11 protein-coding genes are annotated in these 14,565 nt (G+C 73.7%); 5 read left to right on the top strand and 6 right to left on the bottom strand.

The genetic code is table 11. The features are described 5' to 3' along the window. Window positions 1–36 precede the first annotated feature (36 nt). Entirely contained in the window at window positions 37–2,667 is a 2,631-nt protein-coding gene (locus ACWC94_RS38155; RefSeq protein WP_450801884.1) for a glycosyl hydrolase, read from the top strand. Window positions 2,668–2,726: 59 nt separating this feature from the next. On the opposite strand, the gene ACWC94_RS38150 is transcribed toward ACWC94_RS38155, so the two are convergent. The 6 genes from ACWC94_RS38150 to ACWC94_RS38125 all read right to left on the bottom strand — a co-directional run bounded on the left by ACWC94_RS38150 (window position 2,727) and on the right by ACWC94_RS38125 (window position 8,811). Continuing rightward, on the bottom strand, window positions 2,727–3,479 hold the full coding sequence (locus ACWC94_RS38150; protein WP_450801883.1) for an ABC transporter ATP-binding protein: 753 nt from the start codon (window positions 3,477–3,479) through the stop codon (window positions 2,727–2,729). Window positions 3,480–3,482: 3 nt separating this feature from the next. Then, the gene (gene mdlC, locus ACWC94_RS38145; RefSeq protein WP_450801882.1) at window positions 3,483–5,087 is read right to left on the bottom strand and encodes a benzoylformate decarboxylase; all 1,605 of its coding nucleotides are present in this window, start codon (window positions 5,085–5,087) and stop codon (window positions 3,483–3,485) included. After that, window positions 5,084–5,881: an ABC transporter permease gene (locus ACWC94_RS38140; protein ID WP_450801881.1), complete on the bottom strand. Its 798-nt coding sequence runs from the start codon at window positions 5,879–5,881 to the stop codon at window positions 5,084–5,086. Before ACWC94_RS38140 ends, mdlC begins: the two co-directional genes overlap by 4 nt. After that, window positions 5,878–6,681 carry an ABC transporter permease gene (locus tag ACWC94_RS38135; protein WP_450801880.1) on the bottom strand — a complete coding sequence of 268 codons (804 nt, stop codon included), beginning with the start codon at window positions 6,679–6,681 and terminating at the stop codon, window positions 5,878–5,880. The genes ACWC94_RS38140 and ACWC94_RS38135 overlap by 4 nt, the downstream gene beginning before the upstream one ends. Further along, window positions 6,678–7,646: an ABC transporter substrate-binding protein gene (locus ACWC94_RS38130; protein WP_450801879.1), complete on the bottom strand. Its 969-nt coding sequence runs from the start codon at window positions 7,644–7,646 to the stop codon at window positions 6,678–6,680. The genes ACWC94_RS38135 and ACWC94_RS38130 overlap by 4 nt, the downstream gene beginning before the upstream one ends. Before the next feature lie 127 nt (window positions 7,647–7,773). Beyond that, window positions 7,774–8,811: a Ppx/GppA phosphatase family protein gene (locus tag ACWC94_RS38125; RefSeq protein ID WP_450801878.1), complete on the bottom strand. Its 1,038-nt coding sequence runs from the start codon at window positions 8,809–8,811 to the stop codon at window positions 7,774–7,776. Between the two features lie 313 nt (window positions 8,812–9,124). Between ACWC94_RS38125 and ACWC94_RS38120 the strand changes: the two genes are divergently transcribed. The 4 genes from ACWC94_RS38120 (at window position 9,125) to ACWC94_RS38105 (ending at window position 14,554) form a co-directional block, all read left to right on the top strand. Next, a complete protein-coding gene (locus ACWC94_RS38120; protein ID WP_450801877.1) occupies window positions 9,125–10,306 on the top strand; it encodes an FAD-dependent oxidoreductase in 1,182 nt (393 codons plus the stop codon). A 132-nt stretch (window positions 10,307–10,438) separates the two neighbouring features. After that, entirely contained in the window at window positions 10,439–12,220 is a 1,782-nt protein-coding gene (locus ACWC94_RS38115; RefSeq protein WP_450801876.1) for an RICIN domain-containing protein, read from the top strand. 120 nt (window positions 12,221–12,340) lie between these two features. Further along, entirely contained in the window at window positions 12,341–13,156 is an 816-nt protein-coding gene (locus ACWC94_RS38110; protein ID WP_450801875.1) for an inositol monophosphatase family protein, read from the top strand. Between the two features lie 42 nt (window positions 13,157–13,198). Then, on the top strand, window positions 13,199–14,554 hold the full coding sequence (locus ACWC94_RS38105; RefSeq protein ID WP_450801874.1) for an FAD-binding protein: 1,356 nt from the start codon (window positions 13,199–13,201) through the stop codon (window positions 14,552–14,554). The last annotated feature ends 11 nt before the right edge of the window (window positions 14,555–14,565 follow it).

Here is a 14,565-nt window from a genome sequence, read left to right as displayed (position 1 = left end):
GCGTCAGCAGTGTCGCTGCACCCCGGGAGGTCCTTGGTGTCCCTGCCAACCCACAGAAGACGGTGGCTGACCGTCTGCGCGCTCACCGCTTCCGCCGCGCTCGTCGCGATACCCCCGTCCACCGCCTCGGGGCGGGGTGTCAGCCCCTTCGGAGTCCGCACGCTCGGCCAACTCGCGAAGGGGCGCGCGCAGTCGGTGGGCGCCGCCTCGCCGCACGCGGCGGCGGACGACGACGGCAACGAGGCGGACGAGATCGCCGAGGGCGCCGACCAGTACGCCGAGGCCCGCACCTCACCGGGGGTCGTCGCACCCGGCGCGTACGGCGCCGCCTGGCGCCACCTCACCAACCTCGCGAGTACGGGAGGCCGTTGGCACCACCTCACCGATCTGCCGTACAACTCCGACGACCCGCGCTACCGCGACATCGACTCCAACTCCAGCGGCGGCAGCGGGAACGTCACCGGCCGGATGGCCGCCATCGCCGCCGACGACGACGGCTACGTCTACGCGGGCAGCGCCGGTGGCGGGGTGTGGCGCTCGCGCACCGGGGGCGGCCACTGGCAGCCCGTCAGCGACCGGCTGCCCGCCCAGTCCACCGGCGCCCTCGCCCTCGACCGCGCGGGCCGGCTGTGGCTCGGCACCGGCGAGGCCACCACCAACTCCGACGCCTACCCCGGCAGCGGTGTCTACGTCCTCGCCCACCCGCACCACGGCACCTTCTCCGGGCGCAGCCGGGTCGGCGGCGACGAACTGGAGAGCACCACCATCCACGAGCTGCGCTTCGGTGGCGACACGGTGTGGGCGGCCACCAGCAGGGGCGTGTGGAGCCACTCCATGAAGAAGCTGAGCGGCCCCTGGAAACTGGAGTTCGCGCCCAACCCCGACTTCCTGCCCGGTGGTTCCGAGGCCGGCGACCCGGACGCGCCGTACAAGAACATCGCCAACGACATCGCCATCGACCCCAAGGACCCCGCCAAGGTGGTCCTGGCCGTCGGCTGGCGCGGCGGCGACGACTACAACGGCTTCTACACCCGGGTGAACGGCGCCTGGACCCGGATCACCAGCGGCCTCGGTGACCTCCCGGCCGACGCGGACGACGTCGGCAACGTCACCTTCGCCCGCTCGGCCGACGGCTCCCGCTACTACGCCATCGACCAGTCCCCGAAGCAGCTCAGCACCAACCCGGACAGCGGCCTGGAGGGCATCTACGCCTCCGGCTCGCCGGCCGGCCCCTGGACGAAGATCGCCGACTACAAGGGCCTGGCCGCCGACAACTCGGCGCTGACCACGGCCGGTTACATGCCGGGAGTGCAGGCCTGGTACAACCAGTTCCTCGCCGTGGACCCGGCCGACCCGCAGCATGTGTACGCGGGCCTGGAGGAGGTCTACGAGACCAAGGACGGCGGCGCGAACTGGTCCACGGTCGGCCCGTACTGGAACTTCACCTTCCCCTGCTGGAGCATCGACCCGGCCAAGCAGACCGGCGACTGCCACCAGACCACCCACTCCGACCAGCACGGCGTCGCGATCGGCAGCCGCCACGGCAAGAGCTTCGTGTACGTCGGCAACGACGGCGGCATCTACCGGCGCCCGGTGAACGGTGCCCAGGACGCCTCCGGCCACGCCACCGACTGGACCTCGCTCAACGACGGCACCATCGACACCCTGCAGTACTACTCCGTCGGCATCGGCAGGGACCTCGACCACGGCGGCCTGTCCGTCACCGGCGGCCTGCAGGACAACGGCCAGTCCATCCTGCGCGGCGGTGACGAGGTCATGGGCTCCAACTTCGGCGGCGACGGCGGCGACACCCTCACCGCCCCGGCCAACGGCTGCGACATCGCCCAGGAGTACGTCTACCTCGCCGTCCAGGTCACCCAGAACTGCGCGGTGAACGACGGCGGTTGGGTGAGCGACCCGGGCAAGGCCACCTCGTACTCCGTCGCCCCGCCCGACAACGCCACCAGCGAGGCCCGCTTCATCGCCCCGCTCGCGGCGGACCTGAACGACGGCAACACCTGGGTCGCCGGCGGCCGCCACATCTGGGTCCAGACCCACGGCTACGCCATCCGCAGCGGCAAGGAGTGGACCGGCGTCCACGACTTCGGCGCCGGCCGGGTCGCGACCGCCGTCGCCGCCTCCGGAGGGAAGATCTACGCCGCCTGGTGCGGTCCCTGCAACAACCAGGGCTTCGCCCGCGGTATCGCCGTGGGCAACGCGGACGGCAGCGGCTGGCACGACATCAGCCTGCCGGTCGACGGCACCGTGCCCAATCGCTACCTGAGCGGCTTCGCCGTCGACCCGAACAACGCCGACCACGTCTTCCTCACCGTCAACGGCTTCTCCCGGCACTGGACCGAAGGCCCCGGCGCGGGCGTCGGCCACGTCTTCGAGTCCACCGACGGCGGCACCACCTGGAAGGACATCTCGGCCAACCTGCCCGACGTGCCCACCGACTCCGCGCTCCTCACGGCGGACGGCGGCCTCGCCGTCGCCACCGACCTCGGGGTCGTCTACCGCGCGCCGGGCCGCACCACCTGGCAGCGGATCGGCGGCCTGCCGGCCGTCGCCGTCCTCCAGCTGAGGACGAGCCCGGACGGCGGCACGCTGTACGCCGCCACGCACGGCCGGGGCATCTACACCGTGCGGGTGCGAGACCTCCGCTGACGGCCGAGTGACGGGTGGCCCCGGGCTCTTCGGGGCCACCCCTCCCATCTCCGGGGTGCTCAGCCGCCGCCACGAACCGACCGTCCCACCTCCGTGCGCAGCCGCACGAACCCCGGCAGGCCGCGCGTGCGGATCTGGTCCCGTTCGGCGGGCAGGCCGACCGGCAGGTCGCGGACCACGCGGGAGCCAGGGCCGGGGGAGAGGACCACGACGCGGTCGCCGACGTACACGCTCTCGTCGATGTCGTGGGTGACGAACACGATGGTCGTGTCGTTCGTGCGATGGAGTTCCAGCAGCAGGTCCTCGAGGTCCTCGCGGGTGCCCGCGTCCAGGGAGCCGAACGGCTCGTCCATGAGGAGCAGGGAGGGCCGGCAGACCAGGGCACGGGCGATGGCGACGCGTTGCTGCATGCCGCCGGACAGCTCGCGGGGATGGCGCCGGGCGGCCCCGGGCAGGCCGACGCGTTCGAGGATCGCCTCGGCCTCGGCCCGGCGGGCCGCCCGCCCCAGGCCCCGACGGCGCAGCGGCAGGGCCACGTTGTCACGGACGGTGAGCCAGGGCAGCAGTGAGCGGCCGTACTCCTGGAAGACGACCGCGAGCCGCTCCGGCACGCCCGTCACCGGTGTCCCGTCGATCGTGATCGTGCCCTCCTGGGCGGGCAGCAGCCCGGCGATGGTGCGCAGCAGCGTGGACTTGCCGCAGCCGGAGGGCCCGACCACGCTGAGGAGCTGGCCGTCGGGCACCGTGAGACTGATGCCGTCCAGCACGTGCTGGTCCCCGAAGTGCCGGCTGACGGAGTCGAGGCGCAGCATCCCTCACCCGGCCCAGGGCTCGTAGAGGGTGCCCGCGCTGCCGGTGACCGGCAGGTGCAGCAGGAAGGGGCCCGCGTCGTCACCCCGGCCCAGGGCGTGGTCCAGGGCGGCCGGCAGCTCCCCGGGGCGCTCGGCGCGGGCCGCCGGGCAGCCGAAGGACTCCGCGAGGGCCACGAAGTCGATGCCCGTGACGTCCGTGCCCGGGACGGGGGCGATGCCGATCCGGCGGCCCAGCGCGCGGACGGCCGCGTAGCCTCCGTTGTCCAGCAGGACGTAGGTGACCGGCGCCGCGTGCCGGGCCGCCGTCCACAGGGCCTGCACCGAGTACAGCGCCGATCCGTCACCGACCACGCACACCACCCGGCGCCGGTCGGCGAGCGCCCGGCCGACCGCGAGGGGCAGGCCCCAGCCGAGCGCCCCGCTGCCCGTGGTCAGGAAGCCGCCGCCCGACTCGACGGGCAGGCGCGCGTGCAGGGTGTCGCGGTGGCTCGGTGCCTCCTCGACCAGGACCCGGTCGTGCGGCAGCCGGGCGCTGAGCAGGTCGAAGAACAGTTCCGGGGTGGTGTGCTCCTCGACGCGGGCCGGTGCGGGGGCCGGCCGGGGCGGGGGCGGGTCGCGGTCGGGTTCCTCCAGCAGCTCGGTGAGCCGGGCCAGGGCGGGACGCAGGGTGGTGACGATGCTGGTGCCGGTGGGCAGCCAGGCGGCCTGGCCGGGGTCGCAGTCCAGATGGAACAGCTCGGTGCCGGGCGGCAGCGGTGGCCCGTCGTCCGCCACGTGATAGGTGAAGACCGGTGCGCCGAGGGCGACCACCACGTCGTACGGCGCGAGCCGCGCGGCCAGTTGACCGGCCACCGGCGGCAGGAACCCCTGGAACAGCGGATGCGACTCCGGGAAGCCGGAGCGGCCGGAGAGCGGGCTGATCCACACTCCGGCCCGGATCCGCTCGGCCAGCGCCCGGACCGGATCCAGCGCGTCCTCGTCGTCCACGCCCGGCCCCACCACCAGCGCGGGGCGGGCGCAGCCGGCCAGCCGGGCGGCGAGCGCACCGAGGGCGTCGGGGCCGGCGGTGAACGCCGTGTGCACCGTGCGGGGCGTCACGGGCTCGGCGGGCCGGTCCCAGTCGTCCTCGGGCACGGACACGAACACCGGGCCGCGCGGCGGTGTCATCGCGACCCGGTACGCCTCCGCGAGCACGGCCGGTACGTCCTCGGCCCGCTCCGGCTGGCGGGCGGACTTCACGTACGGGCGCGGGAACAGGGCCGGCTCGTCCGCGCCGAGGAACGGCCGCACCTGGAGGAGGGAGCGTGCCTGCTGCCCGGCCACGATCACCAGCGGCACCCGGTCGCGGAAGGCGTTGAAGACGGCGCCGAGCGCGTGCCCGACCCCGCCGGCCGAATGGAGGCTGACGAACGCGGCGCGCCGGGTGCCGAGCGCGTGCCCGGCCGCCATGCCGACGGCGACGGACTCCTGCAGGCCCAGCACATAGGTGAAGTCGTCCGGCCAGTCGCGGAACATCCGCAGTTCCGTGGAGCCCGGATTGCCGAAGACCGTGGTCATGCCGGTGTCGCGCAGAAACCTCACGACCGCTTCGCGGACCGTGCCCGTCATACTGTCCTCCCCGCGGACGCCCTCGGGCCGACGAGCCGCTTCTCGATCGCCAGCAGCCCGGTGTTGAGCAGATAACCGAGCGCTCCCAGCAGCACCAGCGCGGCCCACACCGTGAGCAGGTCGGAGCGGGTCTGGGCGTCGGTGAGCGTGAAGCCGATGCCGTTGTCACTGCCCGGCAGCAGCTCCGAGAACACCATCAGGATCAGGGACAGCGACAGACTCAGCCGCAGCCCCGCGAAGATCCGGGGCAGCGCCGAGGGCAGGATCAGGAACCACAGCCGTTCGGGCGCCGTCAGCCGCAGCACGGCCGCCACCTGGAGCCGCAGCGGGTCGGTGGCGCGGGCGCCCTCGGCCGAGTTGACCAGCACCGGCCACACGGCGCTGAACACGATCGACGCCACCTGCATCGGCGTACCGAAGTCGAAGACCACGACGAAGACCGGCACCAGGGCGGGCGGCGGTACGGCCCGGGCGAACTGGAGCACCGGGTTGCACAGCGCGTACGCCCGGCGCGAGCGGCCCACCGCGATCCCCAGGACGATCCCGGCGACGGCGGCGAGCGCGAACCCGGCCGCCATCCGACCGAGGCTCGGCAGGATGGTGTCGACGGCGGCCGGGGTGAGGAACAGATGGCCGGCGGGCCCGGAGAACCACAGGCCGCGGGCATGCCGGACGATGCGCAGCGGCGGCGGGAAGTACACGCTCCCCCGTGCGCGGGCGGCCCCCTCCCAGCAGACGACGGCGAGGAGGAGCACGGTCCAGCGCAGCACCAGGGACAGCGCCGTGCGGCTCACCGCCGCGCCCCCTGCCGCAACGGCCCCGCCCCTTGCGGGGGTTCCTGCGCCCAGGCGAACAACCGCCGCTCCGCCCCGACCAGTACGCCGTTGATCACCAGCCCCAGGCCGCCCGCCCACACCACCCCCGCCAGCACGTCCCGGGTGCCGTCCGTCGCCGTCTGGGCCTGGGCGATGAAGATGCCGAGGCCCTGACCGAAGCCGGAGAGGATCTCCGTCGCGACGGCGAGGATCAGGGCGACCGCGGCCGAGATCCGCACACCGGCGGCGACGAACGGGGCGGTGGCCGGCAACTCCACCCGCAGCAGTACCGCGAGCCGCCCGAAGCCGAAGGCGCGCAGGGTGTCCTTGGCCAGCGGATCGGTCTCGCCGAGGCCGTAGACGGTGTTGAACAGCACCGGCCACAGCGACGCGTACGCGATCAGTGTCACCTCCGTCCCGGTGCCCGACCCGAGCAGCAGCGACACGAGCGGGATCAGCGCGACGGACGGCAGGGGCCGCAGGAGCTCGATCACGGCGCGTGCGGCGGCCTCCACGACCGGTACCGCGCCCAGCAGCAGCCCGAGCGGTACGGCGATCGCGCAGGCGAGCCCGAGCCCCACCGCCCATGCCCGCAGCGTCACCCCCACCCCGTCGAGGAAGCCCGGGTCACCCGCCAGCCGGGCGGCGCGGGCGAGGACCTCGGAGGCGGGCGGCAGGTAACTGCGCCGGACGATCCCGGCGCGGGCGACCGCCTCGCAGACCCCGAAGGCCGCCGCCGCACCGAGCAGGCCCAGCAGGATGTCGTGACGCCGTGTCATTTCACCAGCAGCGGTGCCGGATCGACGTCCTTCTTCAACAGCCCCTGGTCGCGCATCAGCCGGATGAGCCGGCGCAGCGCGGCCGGGTCGGCGGTCGCCGGATAGGCGGGCAGATGGATCGTCTTGGCCTGGTCCGCGCTCACCTTGGCGTACTTCGGCACTTCCGTGCGCACCGCCCCCGGATCCCCGGCGGCGAGCCTGGAGGCCGCTTCGACGGCGCGCCGGAAGCCCGCGGCGGCTTTCGGGTGCTTGTCGACGAAGTCACGCGTGGTGATGTACCCGCTGGCCGGCAGGCCCCGCGCGGGGCCGGACCCGGCGTCCAGCAGTACCCGTGCGCCCAACTCGCCCTGGATGGCGGTGTCGAAGGGCTCCACCGCGTGTGCGGCGTCCACCTGCCCCCTCTCCAGTGCGGGGCCCATCTGCGGGAACAGGATCTGCCGGTAGAGGGGCCGCCCGGCGTGCCGGGCGTCGAGGATCGCGTTCAGGGTCAGGGACTGGATGTTGTTGAGGACGGCGACGGCGACCTTCTTGCCGGCGAGGTCCGCGGGTGACTTCAGGGCGGAGTCCCTGGGCACCAGGACGTCCATCATGTGCGGGGCGATCCGGACGCCCTCGGCGAGGATGCGCAGGTCCAGGGTGCCCTTCTCGTAGGCCTGGAAATAGGTGACGTAGTTCGCACTCGCGATCACGTCCACCTGGCCCTTGAGCAGCGCGGGCAGCGCCTGGATGCTCTGCTGGACGGGCTGGATCCGCACGTCCAGCCCCTCCTTGGCGAACAGCCCGCGGTCCCGGGCGAGATAGAGGGCGGCCGAGTCGGTGAGCGGCAGCGCCGCCACGGTCAGCTGCTGCCGCCCGTCGCCGGTGGGCGACGTCCCGCCGCTGTCGCAGCCCACGAGGACCAGCGCCGCGGCGGCGACGAGCGCGGAGAGCCGTTTCGTTCCCGAACGTGATCGACGTAACGCCATACCGGCATGACTACCCCGTGATTGTCATGATCGCTACAAGCTGACGACGGGTTTCGGGGTCTTTGGAGAAACACGAACCGAGGGCAGGCCGGCGCGGCGGGGCGGGACCCTGTCGGCCGGTGCCCGTTCAGGCCGGTGGGCTGGCGATGCGCAGGGGTGCCGCGGAGGGCGGCGTCGCGGAGGGCGGCGTCGCGGAGTGGGGTGCCATGGCGCCGGTGGTGCAGGTGACGTCCGTCCACCAGTCCGCGCCGTCCTCGATGTAACGCAGCAGCACACCCTCGCGGATCGCCCACGGGCACACGACGGCCCCGCTCAGCCCCATGAGCGTCAGTGCCGTGTGCCCGACGACCGCTCCCGCCAGGCTCTGCGCGGCGCGCGGCGCGGAGATCCCGGGCAGCTGGGCCCGCTCGGCGGCGGGCAGCGCGGCCAGGGTGCGGACCGCCTCGCGCAGGTCCCGGCAGCGCATCTCCCGCGGCACGAACGGGCCGTACCGCCCGGGCACCGCCCCGCACAGCCGGGCCAGCTGCTGGAACGTCCGCGAGCTGACCGCGGCGGTGCGCGGCCGTTCCCAGCGGATCCGCGAGGCCACGTCCCGCAGCTCATGGCGGATCCGGCGGCGCAGTACCTTCAGCTCGGCCTGTCCCGGCGGGTCCCGTTCGGCCAGGTACTCCTGGGTCAGCCGGTTCGCGCCGAGCGGCAGGGACGCGGCGAAGTCGGGCAGCCGGCCCCGGCCGAAGGCCACCTCCAGGGAGCCGCCGCCGATGTCGAGCACCGCGAGCGGACCGGCGTGCCAGCCCAGCCAGCGCCGGGCCGCCAGGAAGGTCAGCTCGGCCTCGGTCTCACCCGGCAGCGTGCACATGCGGATACCGGTGCCCGCCGCGACCCGCCGCAGCACCTCCTGCCGGTTCGGGGCGCCGCGCACCACCGCGGTCGCGAAGGCCAGCGGCTCCGCCGCATGCCACCTGCGGGCCGTGGCGCCCGCCGCGTCCACCGCCTTGACCAGTCGCTCCACCGCCTCGTCGGTGATGGTGCCGTCCGGACCGACGTGTTCGGACAGCCGCAGCTTCCACTTGACGGTGTGCACCGGCAGCGGAACACCGCCCTCCACATCCGCGATCACCAACCGAACCGTGTTCGACCCCGCATCCACCACACTCACCCGCATGGCCGGGGAGTACCCGATTTCCCGTCAGGAACCCGTCATTCAGGGAGCGCCTGTGTGCACAGCACCGGCGAGCGTGCGGCTCACGAACGGCTCGCGGGGCAGGCGCAGGCCGACCGGGCGCGAGCCGCGCACGGGCCGGCGTCCAGCGGTTCCCCGTCCGGCGGACCACACCCCCGCGGACGCCGGCTCCTGCGTCCGGCAGCCGCCTCGGCACCCCGGCCGGACCCTGTCCGGATCTCGGTCCCCGGGGCCCCGCACCGGCCCTTCCCTGCCCTTAGATGGTCACCACCACGGTCGGCGCGAGGAGCGGCACTTGAGCGGGACGGATGCGACGAGAGTACTGGTGATCGGCGGGGGTATCGCGGGGACCGCCGCCGCGCTCGGGCTGCACAAGGCCGGACACGACGTCACCGTGTACGAGGCACACCCCGACACGGCCGAGGACATCGGGGCGTTCCTCACCCTGGCGAGCAACGGCATGCGGGCCCTGGCCCAGCTCGACGCCACGGACGCCGTCACCGCCGTCGGTTTTCCGCTGACTTCCCTGCGGCTCCTCGACAGCCAGGGAACCGAGCTGACGCACGCCCCGCTCGGCGAGATGACCGACCCGGACCTGCGCTACCGCTGTCTGCGCCGCGGCGAGCTGAACGCGGCCCTGCAGGCAGCGGCGGCCCGGCGCGGCATCCGCCTGCGCCACGGCGCCCGGCTGACCGACGTCAGGGAGGGCCCGTACGGCGTCACCGCCCGGTTCGCCGACGGCAGCACCGCCCACGCGGACCTCGTCGTCGGCGCCGACGGGCTGAACTCCACCGTGCGCGGGATCGTCACCCCCGGGGTGCGGCCCGTGTACGCCGGGCAGCGGGTCTTCTACGGCTACAGCGGCGCCGCACCCGTCACGGACGGCACCGGCGTCATCACCATGGTCCGGGGCAGCGAGACCGCCTTCGGATACGCGGCCTCTCCGACCGGGCAGACGTACTGGTTCGCCCGCGTGAGCACCGGACCCCTGCCCGCCGGCGCAGCCGCGCACCGCGCCCCGTGGCGCGAGGAACTGCTGCCGCTGCTGCGCAAGGACGCCACCCCCGCCGCGGACATCGTCGCCGCGTCCGAGGGCCCGGTGATGGTCGCCAACGCCACCGAGATGCCGCTCGGCGCGGTGTGGTGGAAGGGACGCACCCTGCTCATCGGCGACGCCGCCCACGCGGCCTCCCCGGCGACGGGCCAGGGCGCCTCGATGGCTCTGGAGGACGCCGTCGTCCTCGCCAAGGCGCTGCGCGATCTGCCCGATCCGCAGGCCGCGTTCACCGCCTACGAGCAGCACCGCCGGCCGCGCGTGGAGCACAACATCACCGTCAGCGGCGACATCTCCCGCGGTGGCCGCACCCCGTCCCGCCCGTCTCCCGTCGCGGCCCGTCCCCCGGAGCCGGACGAGGCGCTGATCCGCCAACTGTCCTGGGACAGCCCGCTGCCCGCCGTCCCGCCCGAGCAGCCCTGAGCGGCGCGTCCGAGCGGACCCGCGCGCGAAAGTGCAAGAGGCGGAGCACTGGAGTCCATTGCCGGGAAAACCGCCGGGCCGGATCGTTCCGTGCAACCGGCCCTTCGGCAACAAGGAGCACAGGTGCGACTCTTGAGCAGAGCAGGCGGCCCCCTCGCGGTGCTTTCGGTGACTGCCGCCCTGGTCGTGGGCGGCGGCAGCGCGTCCCCGGCATCGGCCGCGGCCCCCGCCGCCTACACCGTGACCGTGGGGACCCCGGTGCCCTTCACCCACCCCACGGACACCCCGGCCGGCCCCTACCTCGACCGGGACGGCACCTTCCACTACCAGCAGTCCGCGGCGCTGTACGGCGCCGAGGACCCGCGCACCTGGGACTTCTACACCGGCAAGGACTTCGACACCGCCACCTTCGACAGGACCCTGAGCAAGGCGGTGAACCCCGCCAACCCCGCCGACCGCAACGACGACACCACCTGGCGCTGCAACAACAGCCCCACCGGCCGCGAGGCGACCTACGCCCCGAGCGGCTCCGGCTACGCCCAGAAGAACTACTGCGACCTGTCCGGGCTGTGGGTCGACCCCGACACCGGCGACTGGTACGGCCTGGTGCACAACGAGTTCACCCCGCGGCCCTTCGGCGACGGACTGCACTACGACGCCATCGACTACGCCGTCTCCACCGACCGGGGCCGCACCTGGACCATCAAGGACCACGCGATCACATCCCCGTACAGCACCGGGCGCAGGGACACGAAAGCCTTCCCGAACCAGACGTACTCCTACGGCGACGGCGACCAGCGCCTCTTCGCCGACACCGCCTCCGGCTACTTCTACGTCTATTACGGCTCCCGGATCATCGACAAGAGCGGCGGCTGGAAGGCGTTCTACGAGCACGTGGCCCGCGCCCCGATCTCGGCCAAGATGGCCCCCGGCTCGTGGCGCAAGTGGTACGACGGCGCCTGGTCCCAGCCCGGCACCGGCGGCAAGGAGAGCGACATCGTCCCCGTCGACTCCGCCCACCCCACCGGCTACACCCCCGCCTGGGCCGAGTACGACCCGGCCAACACCGGGACCGCCGCCGAGCAGATCGCGGCCGGCAAGATGCCCCCGACCTCTCCGCTGTTCGTCATGAACATCGCCTACGACGCCCATCTCGGGCTGTACATCGGCGAACCGCAGGCCGTCGACCAGAGCGGGAACTCACCGCAGTACCTCTACGCCACCGACGACCTGACCACCCAGAAGTGGCACCTCATCGGGGACACCGGCGGCTACACCAACGCCTCCTGGTACCGCTGGTTCCTGGACAGCGCCAACCGCACCAGCTCCACGATCGTCGGCAGGTCCTTCCGCTCCTACTGCTCCTTCGGCTGCTCGCACGACGCCTCCGGCGAGTACGTCGACATCACCATCGACACCCCCGCCCACGCAGCCGCGCCCATGGAGACCAGCCGTGCCTACCGCATCGCGAGCGGCGCGGGCCGGTTTCTCGCCCAGGCGGCCGGCGGCAGCGCCACCACCTCACTGGCCCGGCCCACCGGATCCGGCCGCGACGCCTGGGTGTTCACCCCGACCGGCGACGGCGCCTACACCCTCGCCAACGCCGCGAGCGGCCGGCTGCTCGGCGTCGACTCCGGCTCGGCCGCGGGCCGTGCCTGGGGCGCCAAGCCCACGGCCAAACGGGAGCCGGCCGGCGGACCGACCGTAGGACAGCAGTGGTTCGTGATCCCGAACGCCTCCGGCGGCACCTACCGCCTGGTCAACCGCTACAGCGGACTCGTGCTCGGCCTCTCCGGCACCTCCGGCCGGCTCGCCGAGACCACACCGGTGCGCGACTGGACGGACCGCAGCGGCAGTTCGGTCGGCGCGGGGCGCTCCGCCGCGGAACAGACGATGTCCTTCGCCGCGACCTGAGATCCGGCGGTGGTGCCGCGATGGGCCGGGCATCGTCCGCGGCGCCGTCGTGGCCGGCCGCGCGGTTCCCCGCGCCCCATCGGGGCACTGCCCAGGAGGGCGTCTGGCTATCCTGCGCCCATGACGATCACCAACGGGGAATCCGACGCCCGCCTGGCCGTTGCCGCGGCACAGGCGGGCGCAGCCGTGGTCCGTGACCTCTACGGCGGCCGGCTCGCACGCTACGACAAGTCCGCCGGAGACTTCGCGACCGAGGCGGACCTCGCCGCCGAACGGGCCGTCCTGGACGTGCTGCGCGCCGCCCGCCCCGACGACGCCGTGACCGGTGAGGAGAGCGGCCGTGCCGGCGCCGCCGACGCCCCCCGCCGCTGGCTCGTCGACCCCCTGTGCGGCACCCTGAACTACGCGGTGCGCACCATGCTCGTCGGCGTGAACGTCGCCCTGCGCGAAGGGGACCGGGTCACGGCCGCCGCGACCGCCGACCCCTTCAGCGGTGAGGTCTTCTGGACCGACGGCGAGGCGGCCCGGGTCCGCCGGGACGGCGCGGACGAGCCACTGACGCCCTCGGCCGGGTCCGCGCTGGTGGACGTGAACCTCGACCCTCCGTTCCCCAACGCGCCCGGTTTCCAGGCGGTCCGGCTCCTCGCCGACCCGGGCTTCGCCGAACGCTTCCGGCCCCGGGTGATCTCCAGCACCCTCGCCGTGGCCTGGGTCGCCGACGGACGCAGGGCCGCCTATGTCACCGACGGCGACCTGCGCGACAGTGTGCACTTCGCGGCGGGCATCGCCCTGTGCCGGGCCGCCGGCTGCATCGTGACCGGGCTCCACGGCGAACCCGTGCTCACCGGCGCCGGAGGACTGATCGCCGCGGCCGACCCGGAGACCCACGCCGCACTCCTGGACCTCGTCAAGAACCAGGCACGGGGAGGGAACTGACGGCGTCTCGACGTACGCCGCGCCGTCTGGTGTGATTCCGGCATGACGCCCGCCCACGACCTCACCGCCCGCCTCGGCCGGGCCCTGGACACCCGCCCGGAGACACTCCGTGCGTGCGCGCGGGACTTCGGGAACATCGTGCGGACCACCCCGCTCGGTGTCCTGCGCCCGCGGTCCGCCGCCGAGATCCAGGACCTGCTGGAGTACGCCGGACCCCGAGGCGTCCCGGTGACCGTGCGCGGCGGCGGCCACTCCCTGTACGGCCAGGGCCAGACGGACGGCGGGATCGTGCTGGACCTGCGGGGGATGCACCGGGTCGGTCCCGTGACGGACGGGCGAGTGACCGTGCAGGCGGGCGCGTTGTGGAGGGACGTGCTGGCCGCCACCCTGCCGCACGGCCGTACCCCGGCGGTCCTCACCGACTACCTCGGCGCGGGTGTCGGCGGGGTCCTGTCGGCGGGCGGACTCGGCGGCGCCACCCACCGGCACGGCCTGGTCGCGGACCAGGTCCTGGAGCTGGAGGTGGTGACCGGAGCGGGGGAACACCGGGTCTGCTCACCCGGCCGGGACCCCGAACTGTTCCACGCCGTGCTCGCCGGTCTAGGCCAGTGCGCCGTCATCGTGGCCGCCACCCTGCGCCTGGTCCCCGCGCCCGACCGGGTGCGCCGCTACTGCCTGTACTACGCGGACCTCGCCCGCTGCCTCGCCGACCAGCGGCTGCTCGCCGAGGAGCAGCGCTTCACCTATCTGGAAGGTCAGGCGCAGCCGGCCGGGGAGGACGGCTGGCAGTACATGATCGAGGCCGTGGCCCCGCACGACGGGCCGTACCCGCCCGACGACAGCGCCCTGCTCGCCGGGCTCTCGCACGATCCCGCCGCCCTGGAGGCGGAGGATCTCGGATACGGGGAATTCGCGCACCGCGTGGACACGGACGAGGAGGCGCTGCGGGCGACGGGGGAGTGGCTGCACCCGCACCCCTGGCTGAATCTGCTGCTGCCGCACGACAGCGCCGAGTCCGTCGTCCGTGCCGTACTCGCCGACCCGGCCTTCCGTGACCTGCGGGACACCGGTCTCGTCCTGCTGTACCCGGTGCTCTCCGGCCGGCTGCGCGCGCCGTGCTTCAGCCGCCCGTCCGGTGAAGTCCTCTATCTGTTCGCCCTGTTGCGCACGGCGGGGCCCGGCAGCCCGGAGACGGTCGCGGCGATGGTGGCCGCCAACCGTGCCGCCTACGAACTCGCCCGGTCCCGGGGCGCCGTCGCCTATCCCGTCAGCGCCCTGCCCCTGTCGGACGCCGACTGGGTCGACCACTACGGCAGCCGCTGGCCGGCCCTCGCCGACGCCAAACGGCGCCACGACCCGCATCTCGTCCTGGCACGGGGACACGGGATGCGGTTCTGAAGGGGGACACC

This window comes from Streptomyces sp. NPDC001135, assembly GCF_053598395.1.
The sequence above is the reverse complement of the archived record's forward strand: the minus strand, read 5'-3'. Positions and strand labels throughout refer to the sequence as shown.